The sequence below is a fragment of the Agromyces sp. MMS24-JH15 genome (assembly GCF_043518605.1).
Lineage (GTDB): Bacteria > Actinomycetota > Actinomycetes > Actinomycetales > Microbacteriaceae > Agromyces.
In genome coordinates this window covers 1311898-1335521 of the sequence record NZ_CP171358.1, presented here as the reverse complement: position 1 = coordinate 1335521, position 23624 = coordinate 1311898, and the positions used below count along the sequence as shown (strand labels likewise).

Genomic DNA, 23624 nt, shown 5'->3' with positions numbered 1-23624 from the left:
TCCGGGAAGAAAACGGGCCGGCGGTCAGCTCTCTCGCGTCACCTCGACGCTCACGAACAGCTCGGATGCCCCGGGCCCGGCGTACACGCCGCGCAGCGGCGAGACATCCGCGTAGTCGCGGCCGCGGCCCACGAGCACGTGCGACTCGCCGACGTCCTGCTGGTTCGTCGGGTCGTAGCCGCGCCACTCGCCGTCGTACCACTCGACCCACGCGTGCGATTCGCCGACGACCGTGACGCCGACGCCGACCGACGGGTTCGGGTGCAGGTAGCCCGACACGTACCGCGCCGGGATCCCGACCGACCGCAGCGCGCCGACCGCGAGGTGCGCGATGTCCTGGCAGACGCCCTTGCGCTCGGCCCACGCCTCGCGCGCGGTCGAGCCGACGCCGGTCGCACCGCGCACGTACTCGACGGACTCCCCGACGGTCCGGCAGACCTCGAACGCGGTCTCGTCGACGGATGCCCCCTCGGCGACGATGCCGGCCGCGAGCGCCTCGAGCTCGGCGGGCGGCTCGGTCGCGGACGTGATCGTCGAGAACTCGACGAGCGCGACCGTCGAGCGTCGGGCCTCCTCGAGTCCCGCCCAGTCGAGCGCGGCACTGCCGCGACGCGGCGCCGGTCGCACCTCGACGAGGCTCGTCGCCGTGACCGACAGCTCGCGGTGCGGCGTGAGCACCTCGAACGTGGAGACCCGGGTGCCCCAGTAGTCCAGGTACGAGTGCTGCGTCGCACCCGGCCGGATGTCGAGCCCCGCCTGGAGCACGAACTGCTCGCCGCCCGAGTGCGGGAGCATCCTCGCCTCGTTGTAGGAGGTCGTCGCCGGCTCGGCGTAGCTGAAGCCCGTGCGGTGGACGACGCGCAGCCTGCTCACGAGACCTCCCCGATCCAGATCGGCACGGCGCTGGCGGGGAAGTACCGCCGCCGGATCGCGTCGCTCGACGCCGACACGACGACCTGCACGTGCTCCATGTACTCGCCGAGCCCGTCGATGATGTCGCCGATCGGCCGGTACTCGAGCTCCGATCGGATCTGGCCGAGGAGGCGCTGGGCCTGGTCGGTGACGCCGACCCGGCCCGCGCGCGGGTCGATCTCGCGGAGGGATTCCTCGGCGCGGATCACGCTCGCGATGATCGATCGCGGGAAGAGCCGGTCGAGCAGCAGGAACTCCGCGGCGGATTCGGTCGACGGCAGGCCGCGATAGCTCCTGAGGTACGACTCGTAGCCGCCGCAGCTGCGCAGGATCGTAGTCCAGCTGGGTCCGGATGCCTCGGTCAGCTCGCGTGTCGACAGCAGCCGGGCCGTCATGTCGGCGCGTTCGATCGCGCGTCCGAGGGTGAAGAAGTGCCACGCCTCGTCCCGACTCGAGGCCGACTCCACGATGCCGAGCGCGAGCGCCGCACGGTTCCGGACCCACCGGAAGAACTCGTGCGACTTGTCGCCGGCGACCCGGTTGGGCATCCGGCTGTTCGTCTCGTTGAGCGCCTCCCAGAGCTCGGCGGAGACGATCTCACGGGCGCGGCGCGCGTTCTCGCGGGCGGCCGCGACGGAGTGGGCGATGGACGCCGGGTCCGCGCGGTCGACCCCGAGCCGGGCGATGAGGTCGCCCGGGCGCAGCGGTCCCTCGTCGTCGGGCACGCTGCCCATGACGGCGAGCAGCGATCGGCACGCGGTGTCCTCGTCGATCCAGGGATCCTCGAGCAGGAGCTGGAGGTGCACGTCGAGGATGCGCGCGGTGCCGTCGCTGCGCTCGATGTACCGCCCGATCCAGAAGAGCGACTCGGCGATCCGGCTCAGCATGCGGACGCCCCCTTCGGCGCAGTGTCCGGTGGTCGAGGAGGCCGCGACGACGGAGCAGCCGTCTCGAGACCCGGCGACCGGCGCTGGATCGCCGGGTCTCGAGACGCGTCGCCGCTGCGCGTCGGCGCTCCTCGACCACCGGGAGCCTGCTGCTGTTGCTGTTGCTGCTGGCGGACGGGCGCCTCCTCATCCTGCGGGGACGACTCGAGGGCGTGCGGCACGTGCGGACGCGACGGCGGCGCGGGGTCGGCCCGCGCCTCCGCGCTCGGCGCGGCGACGACCCGCGCCGCGAGGGCCACCGGAACCGGGCCCGTCGCGACGCCGGGGGCGCCGTCGAGCACCCACGTGTCCTTCGAGCCGCCGCCCTGGCTCGAGTTGACGACGAGCTGTCCCTCCGGCAGCGCCACGCGCGTGAGGCCGCCGGGCAGCACCCACACGCGTTCGCCGTCGTTCACGGCGAACGGGCGGAGGTCGGCATGCCTCGGGCGCATGCCGTCCTCCACCAGCGTCGGGAGCGTCGAGAGCTGGATCACGGGCTGCGCGATCCAGCCGCGCGGATCGGCCACGAGGCGCTTCCGGAGATCGTCGAGCTCGTGCCGCGAGGCATCCGGCCCGACCACCAGGCCCTTGCCGCCCGAGCCGTCGACGGGCTTCACGACGAGCTCGTCGAGCCGGTCGAGCACCTCGGCGAGCGCCTCCGGCTCCTCGAGCCGCCACGTGTCGACGTTGGGCAGGATCGGCTCCTCGGCGAGGAAGTAGCGGATCAGGTCGGGCACGTAGGTGTAGACGAGCTTGTCGTCGGCGACGCCGTTGCCGATCGCGTTCGCGATCGTGACGTGCCCGAGCCGGGCCGCGAGCATGAGGCCCGGCGCACCGAGCACCGAGTCGGGACGGAACTGCTGCGGGTCGAGGAACTCGTCGTCGACGCGGCGGTAGATCACGTCGACGCGCGTGGGGCCGGCCGTCGTGCGCATCCACACGCGGCCGCCCGAGCAGAACAGGTCGCGGCCCTCGACGAGTTCGACGCCCATCAGGCGGGCCAGGAGCGTGTGCTCGAAGTACGCCGAGTTGTAGACGCCGGGCGTGAGGACGACGACCGTCGGATCGTCGACGCCCTCGGGCGCGCTCGCGCGGAGCGCGCCGAGCAGGCGGTTCGGGTAGTCGCCGACGGGCCGCACGCGCATCGAGGTGAACAGCTCGGGCAGCGTCTCGGCCATGACGCGCCGGTTCGAGATGACGTAGCTCACGCCGCTCGGGACGCGCACGTTGTCCTCGAGCACGCGCCAGTCGCCCCGCTCGTCGCGGATCACGTCGATGCCGGCGACCTGGATCCGCACGCCGTTGGCGCTCACGATCCCCGCCGCCTGGCGGTGGAAGTGGGTCGACGAGCTCACGAGCGCCGCGGGGACGACCCGGTCGCGGACCGCGTGCTGCGGGCCGTACACGTCGGAGAGGAACGCCTCGAGCGCGCGCACGCGCTGGGCGACGCCGGCCTCGACGAACGACCACTCGTCGGCCGAGATGACGCGCGGGACCGCGTCGAGCGGGAACGGCCGCTCCTCCCCCGCGAAGTCGAACGTGACGCCCTGGGCGAGGTACGAGCTCGCGAGGGCCTCGGAGCGGCCCCGGAGTTCGTCCTGCGTCATCCGGGCGAGCGCCGGGTAGAGCTCGCGGTACGGTTCGCGCACGTCGGGGGCACCGCCGACCGGGAACATCTCGTCCCACGGATCGACCGGTCGGCGCTTGGAGACCGCCGTGTCCGCGTAGCCGTCGAAGAGCGTTCCCATGCACGAAGAGTTCCAGCGGGGTGTTTCCGGGGCGTTTCCACGACTGGTCCGTTTCGCCACGTGACGAACCTCGGCGACGTCGCCGCGACGTCGTGCCGACGGCGCCGCCCCCCGAACGATTTTCATTAGCATGGCTAATTAGCTAGGCTGACGATATGGACGAGGCACGGCACGGGACATCCGAGAGCACCGAGCTCCGCCTCGCGATCATGCGACTGTCGCGCCTGCTGCGGCTCGAGACCGCGGCGACCGACCTGAGCGCGAGCCGGTACGCGGTGCTCCGCTGGGTCGTGACGAGCGCGCCGATCAGCCCCGGCCGGCTCGCCGAGCTCGAGCGCGTCACGCCGCCGTCGATGAACCGCACCGTCAACTGCCTCGTCGAGGAGGGACTCGTCACGCGCGAGGACGACCCGGCCGACGGGCGCAAGGTGCTCGTCCGCCCGACCGACCGCGGCATCGCCGTCGTCGCGGACACCCAGCGCCGCCGCGACGCGTGGCTCGCCGGCCGGTACGCCACGCTCACCGACGAGGAGCAGGCGGTCCTCGCGCGCGCCACCGAGATCCTCGGGAAGCTGGCCGACGCGTGAGCGCGATGTTCCGCTCGCTGCACACCCGCAACTACCGGCTCTGGTTCTTCGGTGCGATCGTCTCGAACATCGGCGGCTGGATGCAGGCGACCACGCAGGACTGGGTCGTGCTCACCGAGCTCACGCACCACGACGCCGCCGCGGTCGGCGTCACGATGGCGCTCCAGTTCGGGCCGCAGCTCGCGCTCGTGCCGCTCACGGGCGCGGTCATCGACCGGTTCGACCGGCGGCGGATCCTCCTGTGCACCCAGACGGCGCTCATGCTGCTCGCGATCGGCCTCGGCGTGCTGCTGCTCTCGGGCCACGCCCAGCTCTGGCACGTCTACGGCTTCGCGCTCGCACTCGGCATCGCGAACTCGTTCGACGCCCCGGCGCGGCAGACCTTCGTCTCCGACCTCGTGAGCGGCGCGAACACCTCGAACGCGGTCGCGCTCAATGCCGCGTCCTTCAACGTGTCGCGGCTCATCGGCCCGGCGACCGCGGGCCTGCTGATCGTCGTCGTCGGGTCGGGGTGGGTGTTCCTGCTCAACGCCGCGACGTTCCTCGCGCTCATCGGTGCGCTCCTGGCCATGCGGCGGTCCGAGCTCGTCCCCCGGCCGCGCCGGAGGCGCGAGGGCAACGGCTTCACGGCCGGGTTCCGCTACGTGGCCTCGCGCAGCGACCTCGCGGTCGTCTTCACGATCGTGTTCCTCATCGGCGCGTTCGGCATGAACTTCCCGATCTTCGCCTCGACCATGGCGGTGCTCTTCGGGCAGGACGCCGGCGGGTTCGGCGTGATCTCCTCGATCCTCGCGATCGGGTCCCTCACCGCCGCCCTCCTCGCCGCACGCCGCGACCGCGCCCGGCTCCGCGTGGTCGTGATCGCGGCAGGCGGGTTCGGCTTCGCCGCGCTCGCGGCATCGCTCATGCCCGCCTACGGCTGGTTCGCCGCCTCGACCGTGCCGATCGGCTTCGCGATCGTGACCATGCTGAGCACCGCGAACGGCTACGTGCAGACCACGACCGACGCCGACGTGCGGGGGCGCGTCATGGCGCTCTACACCGCGGTGCTCATGGGCTCGACGCTCATCGGCGCACCGATCGTCGGGTGGGTCGCGAACACGTTCGGCGCGCGCTGGGGCCTCGGCGTCGCCGCGGCATCCGGATTCCTGGCCTGCGCGATCGGGCTCGCCTGGGCGATCCGCGCGCGCGGCATGCGCATCGAGCGGATCCCCCGCTCCCGGTGGGGCTTCGGCGTCGCCTGGGCCGGCGCGACCGACGCGATCGCCGACGGCGACCTGGTCGCCGTGCCCGGCGCCGTGGACGCGCTCACCGGCTCGGTGCCGGTCGCTCCCCGATCGTCGACTCCCTGACGACGAGCTCGGGCTGGAAGACGACCCGCTCGCGCTCGAAGCCCTGCGGCGTCGCCGCCTCCCTGAGCAGCAGGTCGACCGCCGTGTAGCCGATGAGCGCGGCGGGCTGCCGGATCGACGAGAGCGGCACCACCGCGGCGCTCGCGAAGTCGATGTCGTCGTAGCCGATGAGCGCGACATCCTCGGGCACGCGCACCTCGCCGCGCATCACGAGGGCCTGCAGCACGCCCATCGCGAGCAGGTCGTTCGCCGCGAACACCGCGTCGGGCCGATCCTCGGGCCGACGCGCGCGCAGCGCCTCGCCGGCCGCCCGGCCGGCCAGCACCGTCAGCGCCTCGGTCTCGACGACCTCGAGCGTCGCGCCCTCGACCTCGGCGACCGCCGCGCGCGCCCCCGCGAGGCGGTCGGTCACCTGGCGGATGCTCGACGGGCCGCCGACGAACGCGATCCGGCGCCGCCCGATCGAGAGCAGGTGCCGTGCGGCGAGCTCGCCGCCGACGACGTCGTCGACCGCGACCGACGAGAGCCCGAGGTCGGGCGACTCGCGGTCGACGAGCACGACGGGCGTGCCGCGCGAGCGCAGCCGATGCAGCCTCGGCGGGTCGTCGGTCCGCGGCGAGATGAGCACGCCGTGCACGCGCTGCTCCTCGAACAGGTCGAGGTAGGCGCCCTCGCGCACCGGGTCGTCGTCGCTGTTGCCGAGCAGCACGGTCATGCCGTCCTCGGCGGCGCGGTCCTCGGCGCCGCGCGCGACATCCGTGAAGAAGGGGTTGCGCACGTCCAGCACGACGAGGCCGATCGACCGGCTGCGACCGGCCCGGAGCTGCCGCGCGGCGTCGTTGCGCACGAAGCCGAGGCGCTCGATCGCCGCCTGCACCCGCTCGACCGTGCCGGGCGCGACCTTGTCGGGTCGGTTCAGCACGTTCGAGACCGTGCCGACCGACACGCCCGCGAGTGCGGCGACGTCGCGCACGCTCGCCGGGGGCGGGATCTGCTCAGCCACGAGCCGAGTGTAGGTCAGGCGAGCCCTCGACCCACGGATCCCCGCACATCACGCGCGGCCGCGCGGCCGCGCGGGGTCGGTCGAGCGGCGCACGACGAGCTCGGGGAGGAACACGGTCTGGCGTGGGATGACGTCGGGCGACGCGGTCTCCTCGAGGAGGATGCGCAGTGCCGTGCGCCCGATCATCCGGCTCGGCTGGCGCATCGACGACAGCGGCACCGCGGCGGCGCCCGCGAACGGGATGTCGTCGAAGCCGATGATCGCGATCTCGTCGGGCACGAGCATCCGACCGCCGACGACGAGGGCCTGCAGGAGCCCGAGCGCGAGCAGGTCGTTCGCGGCGAAGAGCGCGTCGGGCCGGTCGGCGGGCGGGCGGGCGAGGATGCGCGCGCCCGCGGCGGCCCCGGCCTCGACCGTCGTGGCATCCGTCGCGACGACCTCGATGCCGACGGGCACGGCCGCGTTCTCGGCGGCGACGCGTGCGCCCGCGAGCCGGTCGCGCACCTGCTGGATCTCGAACGGCCCGCCGACGAACGCGATCCGCCGGCGCCCGGTCCCGATCAGGTGCTCGACGGCCATGCGGCCGCCCGCGATGCTGTCGACCGAGACCGAGCTGAACCGCCCGTCCCCGCTGAACCGGTCGACGAGCACGGCGTGGATGCCCCTGCGCCGGAGCCGCTCGAGGCGCGGCTGGATGTCGCCGTAGGGCGAGATCAGCACGCCGAGCACCTGCTGCTCCTCGAAGAGGTCGAGGTACATGCGCTCGCGCGAGACATCCTCGTCGGTGTTGCCGTAGAGGATCGCGAGGTTGTGGCTGGATGCCTCGTCCTCGGCGCCGCGCACGACGTCGGTGAAGAACGGGTTCTGGCCGTCCAGGACGACGAAGCCGACCGTCGTGCTGACGCCCGCGCGGAGCTTGCGCGCGGCGTCGTTGCGCACGTAGCCGAGCTCCTCGATCGCGCGGTGCACGCGCTCGACGGAGTCGGGCGACACGTCGCCCGGGCGGTTGAGCACGTTGGAGACGGTGCCCACGGACACGCCGGCGCGCTCGGCGACATCGCGTATGCGCACTCCTGCCATCCCGCTCCTTCGCCGGTGTCCGCTCGTTCGTTCCGATCCGACTTGACCCGGATCCGATCGAAACATACAGTGTCCCTGAATCGTACATGAATCGATTCATCCCATGTTCACCTCGATGAGGAGGCCCCCCGTGGAGACGGACCCGCCGCTGACGCCGGCCCCGCCGATGCTGGAGCTCTCGCGCGTCGTGAAGTCCTTCGGTCCCGTCGTCGCACTCCGCTCCGGCAGCCTCCGGCTCGACTCCGGCTCGATCCACGCCCTCGTGGGCGAGAACGGCGCCGGCAAGTCGACGCTCGTGAAGATCGTCGCGGGACTCTACCGGCGCGACGCGGGCGAACTGCGCCTGCGCGGCGAAGACGTCGACTTCACCTCGACCGCCCAGTCGAAGGCCGCGGGCATCGCGGTCATCTACCAGGAGCCCACGCTGTTCCCCGACCTGTCGGTCACCGAGAACATCTTCATGGGCCGCCAGCCCGTGAACCGGTTCGGCCGCATCGACCGGAAGGCGATGCGGCGCGAGGCGGAGGCGCTCTTCCAGCGGCTCGGCGTCGCGATCGATCCCGAGCGTCCCGCCGAGGGCCTCTCGATCGCCGACCAGCAGGTCATCGAGATCGCCAAGGCGGTCTCGCTCGACGCGCGCGTGCTCATCATGGACGAGCCGACCGCCGCGCTCTCGGGCGTCGAGGTCGACCGGCTCTTCGCCGTCGCGCGGAGCCTGCGCGACGAGGGCCGCGCGCTGCTGTTCATCTCGCACCGCTTCGACGAGATCTTCGCGCTCTGCGACACCGTCACGGTCATGCGCGACGGATCGTACGTCTCGACCACGCCGATCGCCGACACGACCGTCGACGAGCTGGTCCGCCAGATGGTCGGGCGCGACGTCACCGAGCTCTTCCCCAAGCTCGAGGCCGAGATCGGCGAGCCGCTGCTCGAGGTCGAGGGCCTGACCAAGACCGGGGTCTTCCACGACATCACCTTCACCGTTCGCGCGGGCGAGATCGTGGGCCTCGCGGGCCTCGTCGGCGCCGGCCGGAGCGAGGTCGCGCGCGCCGTCTTCGGCGTCGACCAGTACGAGTCGGGCTCCGTCCGGATCTCCGGCCGCACGCTGCCGAAGCACCGCCCCGACGCGGCGATCCGCCAGGGCATCGCGCTCGTGCCGGAGGACCGCCGGAAGCAGGGACTCGTGCTCGAGTCCTCCGTCGCCCGGAACGTCTCGATCGTCATCCGGGAGCAGCTCTCGAAGGCCGGACTCATCACCTCCGCCTCCGAGAACCGCGCCGCGAAGGTCTGGGCCAGCCGCCTCGAGGTGAAGACCACCGCGTTGTCGACGATCGCCGGCACGCTGTCGGGCGGCAACCAGCAGAAGGTCGTCCTCGGCAAGTGGCTCGCGACCGAGCCCACCGTGCTCATCATCGACGAGCCGACCCGCGGCATCGACGTCGGCACGAAGGCCGAGGTCCACCGCCTGCTGTCGGAGCTCGCGGGCCGCGGCATGGGGATCCTCATGATCTCCTCCGAGCTGCCCGAGGTGCTCGGCATGGCCGACCGCGTGCTCGTCATGCGGGAGGGCCGGATCACCGCCGAGATCGACCGGGCGGATGCCACGAGCGAGAACGTGATGTACGCCGCCACCCACGCCCAGGGAGCCCACGCATGACCGCCCCCAGCCAGTCCCCGGCGCCGCCGGCACCGGCGATCGAGAAGACCGCCGTCACCAAGCGCCTGCAGGCGATCGGCGCCGCACGCGAGTTCGGCATCCTGCTCGCGCTCATCCTCGTCATCATCGCCGCGACCGTCGTCAACCCGAACTTCCTGTTCTCGTCCGACGGCTGGCGCGACCTGCTGCTGACCCCCTCGATCCTCGTGCTCGTGGCCGTCGGCCAGTCGATCGTGCTCATCTCGCGGAACGTCGACCTGTCGGTCGGCTCGGTGCTGGGCCTGTCTGCCTACCTCACCGGCCGGCTGTTCATCGACATCCCCGGGATCCCGATCGTCGCGGTGTTCCTCATCGCGATCGTGTTCGGCGGCCTGCTCGGCCTCGTCAACGGCGCGCTCGTCGCCTACGCGAAGGTGCCGGCCATGGTCATCACGCTCGGCACGCTGTACGCCTACCGCGGCATCAACGTGCTGTGGACCGGCAGCGACCGGGTCAACGCGTCCGACCTGCCGAAGGACTTCCTCGCGCTCGGCACGGGGCAGATCCTCTGGATCCCGATCCTCACGATCATCGCGCTCGTGGTGCTCGCGGTCGCGGGCTGGATGATGAAGAACACGCGCGGCGGGCGCGAGTTCTACGCGATCGGCTCCGACCCCGCGGCGGCCGAGCTCTACGGCCTCCGGGTCACCCGCCGGCTGCTGTTCGCGTTCGTGCTCTCGGGCGCGCTCGCGGGCCTCGCGGGCGTGCTCTACGCGGCCAGGTACGGCACCGTGAACTCGCAGGCTGGCGCGGGCTGGGAGCTCGATGCGGTCGGCGCGGCCGTCATCGGCGGCGTCGCCATCACGGGCGGCGTCGGCTCGGTCTGGGGCGCCGCGATCGGCGCCTGGCTCCTGCTCACGATCAACCGGGCGCTGCCGATCCTCGGCATCCCCGACTTCTGGCAGCGCGCCGTCGTCGGCGCGCTCATCATCGGCGCCATCGTGCTCGACCGCGTGCTCGCGGTGCGGCAGCGACGCCGTCTCATCGAGGCGCGGGAGGAAGACCGATGACCGCCACCACCAGCACCGCCGCCGCGATCGCGCGCACCTACCGCGACTACGACCGCCCGCTCTGGCAGCGGATCCTGCTCACGCGCGAGATGGCCATCGTGGCCCTGCTCGTCATCGTCGCGGTCGTCGCCGCCCTGAGCGTGCGCGGGTTCAGCCAGCCGATCACGCTGACCTACCTGCTGCTCGACGTGACCCCGATCCTGCTCATCGCGCTGCCGATGACGCTCATCATGATCACGGGCGAGATCGACCTGTCGGTCGCGAGCATCGTCGGCCTCGCGAGCGTGCTGACCGGCGTGCTCACCGCGGGCGGCCTGCCGTTCGAGCTCGCGGCCGTGGTCGCGCTCGTCGCGGGCGGCGTCGCGGGCGCGGTCAACGGATTCCTCGTGACCGTCGTCGGCCTGCCGTCGCTCGCCGTCACGATCGGCACGCTCGCGCTCTTCCGCGGGCTCGCGGTCGGCCTGCTGGGCACCACGGCGATCACGGACTTCCCCGAGTTCTGGACCGACCTCGCCAAGATGCGCGTGGGCGGCTCGAACATCCCGGTCGTGCTGTTCCTGTTCCTCGTGCTGCTCGCCGTGTTCGTCGTGCTCCTGCACTTCACGCCGTTCGGCCGCGGGATCTACGCGATCGGCCTCTCGAAGGCGGCCGCCCGGTTCTCGGGCGTGCACGTCGAGCGCACGAAGCTCGTGCTGTTCATCCTGAGCGGCGTCGTGTCGGCCCTCGCGGGCATCTTCTACACGCTCCGCTTCGGGAGCGCCCGCGGCGACAACGCGACGGGCCTCGAGCTCCAGGTCATCGCCGCGGTCGTGCTCGGCGGGGTGTCCGTGTTCGGCGGACGCGGGGCGATCCACGGCGTGATCGCCGGCGTCCTGCTCATCGGCGTGCTCGCGAGCGCCCTGCGCCTCGCGAACGTCACGTCCGACGTCATCAACATCATCACCGGCGTGCTCCTCGTGGCGTCGGTGGTGGCCAACAGCTTCCTGGCGTGGCTGCGCAAGCAGCGGCGAGCACCAGGGGGAACACCGCGCGTCGAGGCCTCCACAGCAGGGTGACCGGGCCGCGCGACCAGTCGATGCGATCACCCATCGACCAACCGATGAAGGGAAGAACAACGATGTTTCAGAACAAGCGGCGTGCGGGCGCGCTGACGGCGCTCGCCGCGGCCGCGGCGCTGGTCCTGGCCGGCTGCGCCGTCGACTCCGGCACCGACGGAGGCGACGGAGGCGGCGACGGCGAGGCGAACCTCGCGATCACGTTCCTGCCCAAGAACCTCGGCAACCCGTACTTCGACACCTCGTCGTCGGGCGCCAAGGAGGCCATCGACGAGTTCGGCGGCACCTTCGCGGAGGTCGGCCCGGCCGAGGCCACGCCCGACTCGCAGGTGAGCTACATCAACACGCTCACCCAGCAGGGCGTCGGGGCCATCGCCGTGTCGGCGAACGACCCCGAGGCGATCTGCGACGCCCTGAACGAGGCGCGCGACGCGGGTGTCAAGGTCGTCACCTTCGACTCGGACACCAACCCCGAGTGCCGCGACCTGTTCATCAACCAGGCCACCGCCGAGGGCATCGCCAAGGTGCAGGTCGACCTGATCGCCGAGCAGATCGGCGACGCGGGCGAGATCGCCATCCTGTCGGCGTCGGCGAACGCGACGAACCAGAACGCCTGGATCGAGACGATGACGGAGCTGCTGGCCAGCGACCACCCGAACATCACGCTCGTCGAGACGGTCTACGGCGACGACGACGACCAGACCTCGTTCGACAAGACCGCGGCGCTGCTGCAGTCGCACCCGAACCTCAAGGGCATCATCTCGCCCACGACGGTCGGCATCTCGGCCGCGGCCCGCTACCTCTCGACCTCGGAGTACAAGGGCAAGGTCGCGCTGACCGGCCTCGGCACGCCGAACCAGATGCGCGAGTACGTCGAGGACGGCACCGTCACGGCCTTCGCGCTGTGGAACCCGGCCGACCTGGGCTACCTCGCCGCCTACGCGGCGAAGGCGCTCATCGAGGGCGAGATCACGGGTAAGGAAGGCGACACGTTCGACGCCGGCAAGCTCGGCTCGTACACGGTCGGCGCCGACGGCGCCGTGCTGCTCGGCGACCCGTACGTGTTCGACGCGGACAACATCGGCGACTTCGACTTCTGAGTCGGGGATGCACCGGTGGGGCCCGGCTCGCGCGCACGCGCGGCCGGGCCCCGCTGCTTCCGCGGCGGCCTTCCGCCGGCGGGCGCCAGAGTCATAGGGTGAACGGGATGGAAAACGCATTCCCACTTGCGGACTCCGCCGCCACCACCTATCGTTGAAACGATTCATAATCCCTGACCCACGAGGAGCGAGCTCGATGACGAGCCCCGAGCACCCCACCGCGGAGCGCGTCTGCTTCCAGCTGCAGGTCGACCCGACCCGCCTCGACGAGTACCGCGACCGTCACGCCGCCGTCTGGCCCGAGATGCTCCGCGCGATCGAGGCATCCGGCCGACGCAACTACTCGCTCTTCCTCCGCGCCGACGGGCTCCTCATCGGCTACTACGAGACCGACGACGACGCGGCATCCCAGCGCGCCCTCGAAGCAGACCCGCGCACCGCGGCCTGGGAGGCCGACATGGCCCCCTTCTTCATCGCCCTCGACGGCACCCGCCCCGACCAGGGCGCCCCCAGACTCCCCGAGGTGTTCAACCTCGAGGCCCAGCTCGCCGCGCTCGACGCCGACGCGGCGCGCTGAGCGGGACATCCGATCGACCACTCCACACCGAAAGCAGGAAACGACGTGAGCATCCTCACCGACGACATCCGGGCCGAACTGGCCAAGCAGGCGATCGAACTGCCGAGCTGGGCCTTCGGCAACTCCGGCACGCGCTTCAAGGTCTTCGCGACCCCCGGCACGCCGCGCGACCCCTACGAGAAGATCGCCGACGCCGCGCAGGTGCACCGGTACACCGCGCTCTCGCCGACCGTGGCGCTGCACATCCCGTGGGACAAGGTCGACTCCTACGACGACCTCCGCAAGCACGCGGAGGACCACGGGGTCGCGCTCGGCACGATCAACTCGAACACCTTCCAGGACGACGACTACAAGTTCGGCGCTCTCACGCACGAAGACGCCGCCGTCCGCCGCAAGGCGATCGACCACCACCTCGACTGCATCGACATCATGCACGCGACCGGCAGCCGCGACCTCAAGATCTGGCTCGCCGAGGGCTCGAACTACCCCGGCCAGGCCGACCTGCGCGGCCGCCAGGACCGCCTGCACGAGTCGCTGCAGGAGATCTACGCGCGCCTCGGCGACGACCAGCGCCTCGTGCTCGAGTACAAGTTCTTCGAGCCGGCTTTCTACCACACGGATGTCCCGGACTGGGGCACCTCGTACGCCCAGGTCGCCGCGCTCGGCGACAAGGCCATGGTCTGCCTCGACACCGGCCACCACGCGCCCGGCACCAACATCGAGTTCATCGTCATGCAGCTGCTGCGGCTCGGGAAGCTCGGCTCGTTCGACTTCAACTCGCGCTTCTACGCCGACGACGACCTGATCGTGGGCGCGGCCGACCCGTTCCAGCTGTTCCGCATCGTGTTCGAGGTCATCCGCGGCGGCGGATACGGCGACCCCGACGTCGCGTTCATGCTCGACCAGTGCCACAACGTCGAGGACAAGATCCCCGGCCAGATCCGCTCCGTGCTGAACGTCCAGGAGATGACCGCCCGGGCGCTGCTCGTCGACACGGACGCCCTCAAGCAGGCGCAGGTGTCGGGCGACGTGCTCGAGGCGAACCGCATCTTCATGGACGCGTTCTACACCGACGTGCGCCCGGCCCTCGCCGAATGGCGCGAGTCGCGGGGCCTGCCCGCCGACCCGATGCGGGCGTTCGCCGAGTCGGGCTACCTCGCGAAGATCGCGGCCGACCGCGTCGGCGGCGTCCAGGCCGGCTGGGGGGCGTGAGGTCGTGTCCGTGACCGAACCCTTCGCCGCCGCCCACGGGCTCGTCCGGGTGTACCCGGCGACCGGCACCGCGGACTCCGCGGGCGCCGGGCTCGTGTGGGCGCACGGCGGAGGGTTCGTGCACGGCGACCTCGACATGCCAGAGGCCCACTGGGTGGCGCGCGCGTTCGCGGCGCGCGGCGTGGCCGTCGTGTCGATCGACTACCGGCTGGTGCGCGACGGCGCGAACACGTTCCCGGCCGCCTCCGACGACGTGCTCGCGGCGTGGACGTGGACGCTCGACCACGCCGACGAGCTCGGACTCGACCCGGCGCGCCTGGCGATCGGCGGCGCGAGCGCCGGGGCGAACCTCGTGACCGGCGCGGTGCTGCGGATGCTCGGCCACGGGAGCCCCCGGTGGTCGGGTGGCGCCGCCGGAGGCGACACCCCCCGGTGGTCGAGTAGCGCCGCCGGAGGCGACACCCCCCGGTGGTCGAGTAGCGCCGCCGGAGGCGACACCCCCCGGTGGTCGAGTAGCGCCGCCGGAGGCGACACCCCCCGGTGGTCGAGTAGCGCCGCCGGAGGCGACACCCCCCGGTGGTCGAGTAGCGCCGCCGGAGGCGACGCGTATCGAGACCTCGCGACCGGTCTCGATACGGCTGCTTCGCTGCCTACTCGACCACCGGAGGCCGCTTCGCGGCCGATGCTCCCCGCAGGCGTATTCCTCGCCTACCCGACCCTGCTCGCGGTCCAGCCCGCGCCGGACCCGGCGCTGCGCGCCGCGCTCGACGCGAACCCCGACGCCGACCGGTTCGGCCCCGAGGCCGTCCGCTCGATGTACGAGACCTACCTCGGCGGCACGGTCGCACACGCCCCGATCGCCGCCGTTCCCGGCCTCGCGACGCCCGCCGACCTCGTCGGCTTCCCGCCCACCCTGATGGTGAACGGGGACGTCGACGAGCTCCGCGTCTCGGGCGAGGCGTTCGCTGCGACGCTCGCCGAGGCCGGCGTGCCGATCGAGCTCGCGCTCGAGCCCGGCACCGTGCACGGCCACCTGAACCGACCCGACGAGCCCGGGGCATCCGCCACCGTCGCACGCGTCGCCGAGTGGATCGCGGGTCTCGAGACGCGTCCGGCTTCGCCGGGCGCGCCTCGACCACCGGAAACCGCATCCGACCACCAGACCACCCGCATCACCGAAGGAATCACCTCATGACGAACCAGGCCGCAGCCGACCTCATCGCCCGGTCGAACCGCCTCGGCGCCGACCCCAAGAACACGAACTACGCCGGCGGCAACACGTCGGCGAAGGGAACCGAGACCGACCCGGTCACCGGCGAGCCCGTCGAGCTCCTCTGGGTCAAGGGCTCGGGCGGCGACCTCGGGACGCTCCGGGAGTCGGGCCTCGCGGTCCTCCGCCTCGACCGGATGCGCGCGCTCGTCGGCGTCTACCCGGGCGTCGACCGCGAGGACGAGATGGTCGCCGCGTTCGACTACTGCCTGCACGGCAAGGGCGGTGCGGCGCCGTCGATCGACACCGCGATGCACGGCCTCGTGGACGCCGCGCACGTCGACCACCTGCACCCCGACTCGGGCATCGCGATCGCGACCGCGGCCGACGGCGAGGAGCTCACGGCGAAGATCTTCGGCGACAAGGTCGTCTGGGTGCCGTGGCGCCGCCCGGGCTTCCAGCTCGGCCTCGACATCGCCGAGATCAAGGAGCGGAACCCGCAGGCGATCGGCACGATCCTCGGCGGCCACGGCATCACCGCGTGGGGCGACACCTCCGAGGAGGCCGAGCGCAACTCGCTCTGGATCATCGACACCGCGGCCGCGTACATCGCGGAGCACGGGAAGGATGCCCCGTTCGGCGGCGTCCGCGCGGGCTTCGAGGCCCTCCCCGAGGCCGAGCGCCGCGCCCGCGCCGCGGCCCTGGCACCGACGATCCGCGGCCTCGCGTCGACCGACAAGCCGATGGTCGGCCACTACGCCGACTCGGACGTCGTGCTCGACTTCCTCGCGTCCGAGCGCGCCCCCGAGCTCGCGGCGCTCGGCACGAGCTGCCCCGACCACTTCCTGCGCACCAAGGTGAAGCCGCTCATCCTCGACCTGCCGGCCACGGCGACCGTCGAGGAGCAGCTCGCGCGCCTGCACGAACTGCACCGCGAGTACCGCGCCGACTACCAGGCGTACTACGACGCCCACGCGACGGCCGAGAGCCCCGCGATCCGCGGCGCCGACCCGCTCATCGTGCTCATCCCCGGCGTCGGCATGTTCTCGTACGGCGCGAACAAGCAGACCGCGCGCGTCGCGGGCGAGTTCTACGTCAACGCGATCAACGTGATGCGCGGCGCCGAGGCGCTCTCGACCTACACGCCGATCAGCGACGCCGAGAAGTTCCGCATCGAGTACTGGGCGCTCGAGGAGGCGAAGCTCCAGCGCATGCCGAAGCCCAAGACCCACCAGGGCCGCATCGCGTTCGTCACGGGCGCCGCGTCGGGCATCGGCAAGGCGATCGCGACCCGGCTCGCGGCCGAGGGCGCGTGCGTCGTCGTCGCCGACCTCGACCTCGAGAAGGCGCAGGCCGCCGCGGCCGAGCTCGGGAACGCGGATGTCGCGATCGGCGTCGCCGCGAACGTGGCCGATGCGGCGGGCGTGCAGGCCGCGATCGACGCGACCGTGCTCGCGTTCGGCGGCGTCGACCTCGTGGTCAACAACGCCGGCCTGTCGCTCTCGAAGCCGCTGCTCGAGACCACCGAGCAGGACTGGGACCTCCAGCACGACGTCATGGCGAAGGGCTCGTTCCTCGTCTCGAAGGCGGCCGCGCGCGCGCTGGTCGACCAGGGGATGGGCGGCGACGTCATCTACATCTCGTCGAAGAACTCGGTGTTCGCGGGCCCGAACAACATCGCCTACTCGGCGACGAAGGCCGACCAGGCGCACCAGGTACGCCTGCTCGCGGTCGAGCTCGGCGAGCACGGCGTGCGCGTGAACGGCATCAACCCCGACGGCGTGGTGCGCGGCTCGGGCATCTTCGCCGCGGGCTGGGGCGCGAACCGCGCCGCGACGTACGGCGTGAAGGAGGAGGAGCTCGGCCAGTACTACGCGAACCGGACCATCCTCAAGCGCGAGGTCGTCCCCGAGAACGTCGCCGACGCGGTGTACGTGCTCACGGGCCCCGAGCTGAGCCGCACCACGGGCCTGCACATCCCGGTCGACTCGGGCGTCGCCGCGGCGTTCCTGCGATGACGACTCGCATCCGGGCGCGTTTCGTCTCGTCGCTACGCTCCTCGCTCAACGACCGGGGCCGGCGTCTGGTCGTTGAGCGAGCGAAGCGAGTCGAAACGCCCCAGACGAACGGGCGACTCCGATGACCGCCGCGGGCACCGTCGCGGCCGTCGACCTCGGCGCGACGAGCGGCCGGGTCATCGTCGGCCACGTCGACGGGCGCACCGGCACGCTCGCGCTCGACCACATCGCGCGCTTCCCGAACGGCCCCGTCCGCCTCGCGTCGGGCCTGCACTGGGACTTCACCGGCCTCTACCGCGACCTGTCGCGCGGGCTCGCGGACGCGTTCCGCCGCGAGCCCGGCATCCGGTCGGTGGGCGTGGACAGCTGGGCGGTCGACTACGGGATGCTCCGCGGCGACCGCCTCCTCGGCGAGCCGTTCCACTACCGCGACGAGCGCAACGAGCGCGCGGTCGCGGGCGTGCACGCGACCGTGCCCTTCGAGGAGCTGTACCGGCGCAACGGCCTCCAGTTCCTGCCGTTCAACACGGTCTACCAGCTCGCCGCCGAGCGGGAGAGCGGATGCCTCGACCTCGCGGATTCCCTCCTGCTCGTGCCCGACCTCGTCGGGTTCCTGCTCACGGGCGCGAAGGTCGCCGAGCGCACGAACGCGTCGACCACGGGACTCCTCGGCGTCGCCTCGGGCGAGTGGGACGTCGAGCTCGCCGACCGGCTCGGACTCGCGGCATCCGTGCTGCCCCGGCTCGTGTCGCCGGGTGATCGGATCGGCCCGCTCCGGCCCGAGGTCGCCGACGAGCTCGGCGCCCCGGCGGGGCTCGAGGTCGTCGCCGTGGGATCCCACGACACCGCCTCGGCGGTCGTCGCGGTGCCGATGCGCGCCGAGTCGTCCGCGTACATCTCGTGCGGCACGTGGGGCCTCGTCGGCGTCGAGCTGGAGGCGCCGGTGACCACGGATGCCTCGCGCGAGGCCAACTTCACGAACGAGGGCGGCGTCGACGGGCGCATCCGGTTCCTGCACAACGTGATGGGCCTGTGGCTGCTGAGCGAGTCGGTGCGCTGGTGGGAGCGGGACGGCGACACGATCGACCTGCCGACGCTGCTCGCCCAGGCGGGCGCGGTCACGGGCGAGGCGACCGTGTTCGACGCGAACGACCCGCGGTTCCTGGCGCCGGGCGACCTGCCCGGCCGGATCGCGGAGTGGTGCGCCGAGCGCGGCGTCCGCGCGCCGCAGAGCCGCGCCGAGTTCGCCCGCTCGATCATCGAGAGCCTTGCGGAGGCGTTCGCCGGCGCGGTGCGCCAGGCGTCGATCCTCTCGGGCGTCGACGTCGAGACCATCCACGTGGTCGGCGGCGGCTCGCTCAACGAACTGCTCTGCCAGCGCACGGCCGACCGGTCCGGGCTGCCCGTGCTCGCGGGCCCGGTCGAGGCGACCGCGATCGGCAACGTGCTCGTGCAGGCGCGCGCGCAGGGCTTCGTCGGGGGCGACCTCGAGTCGATGCGGGCGCTCGTCGCGTCGGCGTTCGCGCCCCGGAGGTACGAGCCCGCGACGCGCTGAGCGGCTGACGCCGGGTCGGTCCCGGCCGCTCCGGTGCGCCCGATGACCTCGGCAGGATGCCCCCTGATCAGGGGGCATCCTGCCCTGTCCGGCGCCACATTTCAAGATCTTGTTTCGGCTCTGGGTGGATTCATAGACTCCTCTCCACGCGCGTCCCACAGGGCGCGCCGCTCCACCCGAACGAGAGGCTGAGGCGCCACCACACGTGACGGGCTCACCGGCCGCCTCATGCTGCACCGTCGCCGTCCTCAGCGGCCCCGGCGTACCTCACACCTGGAGGAATACGTGCGCAAGATCCTGCTGGGTGCCGCCACCGCGGCACTCCTCGGAGCGAGCGTGATCGCGGCCCCGCCCGCGTTCGCCGCCCCACCGGCCGACCCCGCTCCGTCCGGCGTCGTCCCGACCGACAGCCTGCCGAACCCGCTCGACGACAAGCGGAGCGCGCTCCGCGAATCGGCGATCACCGGCGTGCTCAACGGCGAACTGCAGCCCGAGCAACGAGGCGACAGCACGGTCGTCAAGCTCGGCCCGGAGGACGGCGCGGGCGCCGACCAGCACGCCAAGCGCGGCAAGCCGGGGTCCGGGAAGGACCAGTACGTCGAGCTGTCCCGCGAGACGACCGACCGCATCTTCGTCATCCTCGCGGAGTTCGGCGACACGGCGTCGCCCTACCCGCCCGACCCGAACGCGCAGCGCACCGAGGGTCCGCTGCACAACCAGATCCCGGCGCCCGACCGCAAGGTCGACAACAGCACGGTCTGGCAGGCGGACTACTCGCAGCAGTACTTCCAGGAGCTCTACTTCGGCGGCGCCGAGTCGCTCCGCGACTACTACGAGACGCAGTCCTCGGGCCGCTACAGCGTCGGCGGCGAGGTGACCGACTGGGTCAAGGTCGACTACACCCAGGGCCGGTACGGCACCGACGTCTGCGGCTCGAACGTCTGCTCGAGCGTCTGGGCGCTCGTCCGCGACGCCGCGAACGTCTGGTACGAGGACCAGCTGGCCAAGGGCCGCTCGGTCGACGAGGTGAACGCCGACCTCGCGTCGTTCGACGTGTGGGACCGCTACGACTTCGACGGCGACGGCGACTTCAACGAGCCCGACGGGTACATCGACCACTTCCAGATCGTGCACTCGGGCGGCGACCAGGCCGACGGCGACCCGATCTACGCCGGCGACGCGATCTGGAGCCACCGCTGGTACGCCTACGTCAACCAGGCCGGCCAGACGGGCCCCGACGCCAACAAGCTCGGCGGCACGCAGATCGGCAGCTCGGGCGTCTGGATCGGCGACTACACGATCCAGCCCGAGAACGGCGGCCGCAGCGTGTTCTACCACGAGTACGGCCACGACCTCGGCCTCCCGGACGACTACAACATCCTCTCCGGCGGCGACAACAACAACGAGTACTGGACCCTCATGGCGCAGAGCCGGCTCGGCGCCAAGAAGGACCAGGGCATCGGCGAGCGCGGCGGCGACCTCGGCGCGTGGAACAAGCTCCAGCTCGGATGGCTCGACTACAAGCTCGTCCAGGCTGGCCAGCGCAAGGTGGTCGACCTCGGACCCGCCGAGTACAACACGAAGAAGCCGCAGGCCGTCGTGGTCGCCCTGCCGAAGAAGACCGTGACCAACGAGCTCGGGCACCGGCCAGCGGCGCATCGCAGTGGTACAGCGGGTCGGGCGACGACCTGACGAGCACGCTGACCAGGACGGTCGCCGTGCCGGCCGGGTCGTCCGCGCTCACCTTCAAGACCCGCTACGACATCGAGGAGGGCTACGACTACGCGACCGTCGAGGTCGACGCCGGAACCGGGTTCACGCCGATCGAGGGCAGCATCACGAACGTCTTCACCGACGCCGGAGCCCCCATCGGCACCGACGGGACGCAGGCCGAGTGGGCGGACGCCTCGTTCGACCTGAGCGCGTTCGCCGGCCAGACCGTCTCGCTGCGCATCCGGTACACGACGGACGGCGGCGTCGCGGGCAACGGCACCGACCTGGTTCCCGGCCTGTTCCTCGACGACATCGCGATCGCGGGGGTCTTCGAGGACGGCGCCGAGGCCGGCGCCAACGGCTGGACCGTCGACGGGTTCTCCGCGGTCGGGACGTCGACGACGCAGGACTTCGACAACTACTACATCGCGGCGAACCGGTCCTACGTGTCGTACGACCAGTACCTGAAGACGGGGCCGTACTTCTTCGGGTACAACCCGGCGAAGCCCGACTTCGTGGACCACTTCTCGTACCAGGAGGGCCTGCTCATCTCGTACTGGGACCTCTCGTACGCGGACAACGACACCTTCGCGCACCCGGGCAGCGGTCGGAACCTGTACATCGACGCGCACCCGAAGCCGCTGAAGGACGTGAACGGCAACTACTGGCGTTCGCGGGTCCAGGTCTACGACGCGCCGTTCGGGTTCAAGCCGACCGACAAGGTCGACCTCCACGTCGGCGGCGTGAAGAGCACCATCAAGGCGCAGCTGCCGAACCCGCTGTTCGACGACACCAAGCAGTACTGGTACCCCGAGGTGCCGAACCACGGGGTGAAGCTGCCCGCGGCCGGCGTGAAGATCCTCGTGGTCAAGCAGCAGGGCACGTCCATCACGGTGGCGGTCTTCTGATCCGCGGATGACCGCGGGGTCGGATGACCCTCACCCGACGCGGCGCCCGGGAGCTCCGGCTCCCGGGCGCCGCACTCGTCTCGGCCGGACATCGGTCGCGAACCGGGGCGCAGAATGGGAAGCACGGAGGAGGGAGCGGATGATGCGAGCGATCATCGGATGCGCCGTGGGAATGGTCGCCGCGGCGCTCCTGCTCACCGGGTGCTCGGCCGGCAGCGAGGCCTCGGACGCACCGCGCCCCGGGGATCCGGCGGCGGGGTCGACCGGGCCGGAGTCCTCTTCGACGCCCCCGACGATGGCGCGGCCCACCGCGCCGCCGACCGCTCCGACGGACGTGCCGCCGTCGGGCGTCGTCGCGGGACGCGTGTCGGCGCTCGCTGAAGGATGCACCGAGGTGACGACCGACGACGGCGAGGTGTGGTCGCTGACGGGCAGCGCCCCGGCGTCGATCGCGGTCGACGACACCGTGCGCGCGAAGGTCGCCGACCTCGATCCGGGCGAGTCCGCATGCGGATCGGGCCGGGGTGCGCGGATGGTGTCGATCGAGCTCGTCGGCTCCGCGGAGGGCTAGCCGCCGACCCGCGCAGCGACCGCCGGCGCCGTCGCCTGGGCCGTCGCCGGGGCATCCACAGCGACCCGACCGGCCGCGGCCTCGGTGTCGCGCATGCCCATCGCCGAGACCCCGACGCCGTAGGTCACGAAGTCGCCGACCGGTCGGATCCCGATCGCGATGAGCGCACCGAGTTCGCCGCCGTCGGTCACGTCGAGGCCGTGCAGGAGCGCGTGGGCCACCTCGGGATGCAGGTCGGCGGCCGGGATGGTCTCGGCGACGCCGCAGAACGTGACCGTGGCGGCCGGGATCCTGATCCAGGGCAGCAGCGGAATGCGCTTCGCGATCGGGACGGTGACCGAGACGTTCGGTTCCGCGGCGATGTGCCGTGCCTTCCACAGTCGCTCGTTGGTGGTGAACCACACCCGACCGTCGTGGACCTGGTGCATGACCCCGGCGGTGCGCGCGCCGCCGCGGGCCGACACCATGCCGACGACCATGAAGTTCTCGGCGGCGACGGCCTTCCAGACCTCGTCCGCGGTGATGTCGACCATGACGCTTCCCCCATATCCACCAGCAATGGCTTTACGATGTAAAGCGAGGCTACGACCGGTGGCTTTACGTTGTCAAGCATTTCCTTGACGTTGTCACGTTGGAGGCAGGGTGAGCGAGCCGATCACCGCGGTCGACCCGACCACGGCCGGGCCGAGCGGATATCCCGCGCTGCCGGTCGAACCGACGGGCGCGGCCGCCGAGGTCGCGGTCCTGCTGCGCGAGCACGCGGGCTCGACCGCGCCGGGCCGCACCGCGCTCCTGCGGGCGATGGAGGAGCTCGCACGCGAGCGGGGCGTGAACAACGTCGGCCTCCGCGAGGTCGCCCGCCGCGCCGGTCTCTCGCACGCCGCGCCCACCCACTTCTTCGGCAGCCGCGTGGGCATGGTGCTCGCACTCGCGATCGAGGGGCTCGGGCTGCTCGCGGTCGAGCTCGGCACCGCCCAGGCGAAGGCGGCGCACCTGCCCGGCCGCGAGCGCCTGCTCGACGACTCCATCGAGTTCGTCGCGTTCGCCCAGCGGCATCCCGCCCACTACGACGCGATGTTCCGGACGCCGACCCCGCCCGAGGGCGACGACGGCACGCTCGACCGCGTCCGGGTCGCCGCGCTCGGATGCCTCCGCGACCTCGTCGTCGACGTCCACGCGACCGGGGCGATCGGCGGGGACGTCGAGACGGTGTTCCTGCAGCTGTGCGCCCTGAGCCACGGCATCGCATCGCTGCAGGTCGACGGCCTGCTCCACGGCATGGACGGCCTCGTCGACGCCCACGAGCAGGACGCGCTGGTCGAGCGGATCATCCGCGCCCAGGTCGAGCAGCTCCCCTGACTCGACCCGATCCGGGCGGTTCCCCGCTCGTG

General features: G+C 71.8%; 21 protein-coding genes. 15 read left to right on the top strand and 6 right to left on the bottom strand.

Annotated features, from left to right (window positions below):
- Positions 1-24: 24 nt before the first annotated feature.
- Genes ACDF64_RS06085 through ACDF64_RS06075 form a run of 3 tightly spaced genes read right to left on the bottom strand, consistent with a single transcriptional unit; the run spans position 25 to position 3586 of the window.
- The gene (locus ACDF64_RS06085) at positions 25-873 is read right to left on the bottom strand and encodes a transglutaminase N-terminal domain-containing protein (RefSeq protein ID WP_394554112.1); all 849 of its coding nucleotides are present in this window, start codon (positions 871-873) and stop codon (positions 25-27) included.
- Positions 870-1799 (bottom strand): alpha-E domain-containing protein, encoded by a 930-nt coding sequence (locus tag ACDF64_RS06080; protein WP_394554110.1) that lies wholly within the window; start codon positions 1797-1799, stop codon positions 870-872. The genes ACDF64_RS06085 and ACDF64_RS06080 overlap by 4 nt, the downstream gene beginning before the upstream one ends.
- Entirely contained in the window at positions 1793-3586 is a 1794-nt protein-coding gene (locus ACDF64_RS06075; RefSeq protein ID WP_394554108.1) for a circularly permuted type 2 ATP-grasp protein, read from the bottom strand. Before ACDF64_RS06075 ends, ACDF64_RS06080 begins: the two co-directional genes overlap by 7 nt.
- A 155-nt stretch (positions 3587-3741) precedes the next feature.
- Between ACDF64_RS06075 and ACDF64_RS06070 the strand changes: the two genes are divergently transcribed.
- Both ACDF64_RS06070 and ACDF64_RS06065 read left to right on the top strand, forming a co-directional pair.
- Entirely contained in the window at positions 3742-4173 is a 432-nt protein-coding gene (locus ACDF64_RS06070) for a MarR family winged helix-turn-helix transcriptional regulator (RefSeq protein ID WP_394554106.1), read from the top strand.
- Between the two features lie 5 nt (positions 4174-4178).
- Positions 4179-5525 (top strand): MFS transporter, encoded by a 1347-nt coding sequence (locus tag ACDF64_RS06065; protein WP_394555056.1) that lies wholly within the window; start codon positions 4179-4181, stop codon positions 5523-5525.
- Here the strand turns inward: ACDF64_RS06065 and ACDF64_RS06060 are convergent.
- Positions 5482-6528 (bottom strand): LacI family DNA-binding transcriptional regulator, encoded by a 1047-nt coding sequence (locus tag ACDF64_RS06060; RefSeq protein ID WP_394554105.1) that lies wholly within the window; start codon positions 6526-6528, stop codon positions 5482-5484. The genes ACDF64_RS06065 and ACDF64_RS06060 overlap by 44 nt on opposite strands.
- A gap of 48 nt (positions 6529-6576) precedes the next feature.
- On the bottom strand, positions 6577-7608 hold the full coding sequence (locus tag ACDF64_RS06055) for a LacI family DNA-binding transcriptional regulator (RefSeq protein ID WP_394554103.1): 1032 nt from the start codon (positions 7606-7608) through the stop codon (positions 6577-6579).
- Between the two features lie 115 nt (positions 7609-7723).
- Here ACDF64_RS06055 and ACDF64_RS06050 point away from each other — a divergent pair, with 115 nt between their 5' ends.
- From ACDF64_RS06050 to ACDF64_RS05995, 12 genes are all read left to right on the top strand, one after another.
- On the top strand, positions 7724-9265 hold the full coding sequence (locus ACDF64_RS06050; protein WP_394554101.1) for a sugar ABC transporter ATP-binding protein: 1542 nt from the start codon (positions 7724-7726) through the stop codon (positions 9263-9265).
- Positions 9262-10314: an ABC transporter permease gene (locus tag ACDF64_RS06045; protein ID WP_394554099.1), complete on the top strand. Its 1053-nt coding sequence runs from the start codon at positions 9262-9264 to the stop codon at positions 10312-10314. The genes ACDF64_RS06050 and ACDF64_RS06045 overlap by 4 nt, the downstream gene beginning before the upstream one ends.
- The gene (locus ACDF64_RS06040) at positions 10311-11369 is read left to right on the top strand and encodes an ABC transporter permease (protein WP_394554097.1); all 1059 of its coding nucleotides are present in this window, start codon (positions 10311-10313) and stop codon (positions 11367-11369) included. The genes ACDF64_RS06045 and ACDF64_RS06040 overlap by 4 nt, the downstream gene beginning before the upstream one ends.
- Positions 11370-11431: 62 nt before the next feature.
- Positions 11432-12469 carry a rhamnose ABC transporter substrate-binding protein gene (gene rhaS, locus ACDF64_RS06035; RefSeq protein ID WP_394554096.1) on the top strand — a complete coding sequence of 346 codons (1038 nt, stop codon included), beginning with the start codon at positions 11432-11434 and terminating at the stop codon, positions 12467-12469.
- A 196-nt stretch (positions 12470-12665) separates the two neighbouring features.
- Positions 12666-13046, top strand: a complete 381-nt coding sequence (locus tag ACDF64_RS06030) for an L-rhamnose mutarotase (RefSeq protein ID WP_394554094.1) — start codon at positions 12666-12668, stop codon at positions 13044-13046.
- Between the two features lie 45 nt (positions 13047-13091).
- Positions 13092-14258 carry an L-rhamnose isomerase gene (gene rhaI / locus ACDF64_RS06025; protein WP_394554093.1) on the top strand — a complete coding sequence of 389 codons (1167 nt, stop codon included), beginning with the start codon at positions 13092-13094 and terminating at the stop codon, positions 14256-14258.
- A 10-nt stretch (positions 14259-14268) separates the two neighbouring features.
- On the top strand, positions 14269-15453 hold the full coding sequence (locus ACDF64_RS06020) for an alpha/beta hydrolase (RefSeq protein ID WP_394554092.1): 1185 nt from the start codon (positions 14269-14271) through the stop codon (positions 15451-15453).
- Positions 15450-17486, top strand: a complete 2037-nt coding sequence (locus ACDF64_RS06015) for a bifunctional aldolase/short-chain dehydrogenase (protein ID WP_394554091.1) — start codon at positions 15450-15452, stop codon at positions 17484-17486. The genes ACDF64_RS06020 and ACDF64_RS06015 overlap by 4 nt, the downstream gene beginning before the upstream one ends.
- A 121-nt stretch (positions 17487-17607) precedes the next feature.
- Complete coding sequence (locus ACDF64_RS06010) at positions 17608-19041, top strand: rhamnulokinase family protein (protein WP_394554089.1); 1434 nt, start codon at positions 17608-17610, stop codon at positions 19039-19041.
- 285 nt (positions 19042-19326) lie between these two features.
- Entirely contained in the window at positions 19327-20733 is a 1407-nt protein-coding gene (locus tag ACDF64_RS06005; protein WP_394554088.1) for an immune inhibitor A domain-containing protein, read from the top strand.
- On the top strand, positions 20730-21662 hold the full coding sequence (locus tag ACDF64_RS06000) for a choice-of-anchor J domain-containing protein (RefSeq protein WP_394555055.1): 933 nt from the start codon (positions 20730-20732) through the stop codon (positions 21660-21662). Before ACDF64_RS06005 ends, ACDF64_RS06000 begins: the two co-directional genes overlap by 4 nt.
- Positions 21663-21801: 139 nt before the next feature.
- Positions 21802-22233, top strand: coding sequence for a hypothetical protein (locus ACDF64_RS05995; protein ID WP_394554086.1), 432 nt, complete (start codon positions 21802-21804; stop codon positions 22231-22233).
- Here ACDF64_RS05995 and ACDF64_RS05990 read toward each other — a convergent pair.
- Positions 22230-22766 (bottom strand): pyridoxamine 5'-phosphate oxidase family protein, encoded by a 537-nt coding sequence (locus ACDF64_RS05990; RefSeq protein WP_394554085.1) that lies wholly within the window; start codon positions 22764-22766, stop codon positions 22230-22232. The two genes, ACDF64_RS05995 and ACDF64_RS05990, sit on opposite strands and share 4 nt — an antisense overlap.
- A gap of 109 nt (positions 22767-22875) precedes the next feature.
- Here ACDF64_RS05990 and ACDF64_RS05985 point away from each other — a divergent pair, with 109 nt between their 5' ends.
- Positions 22876-23592, top strand: a complete 717-nt coding sequence (locus ACDF64_RS05985; RefSeq protein WP_394554082.1) for a TetR/AcrR family transcriptional regulator — start codon at positions 22876-22878, stop codon at positions 23590-23592.
- Positions 23593-23624: the final 32 nt, after the last annotated feature.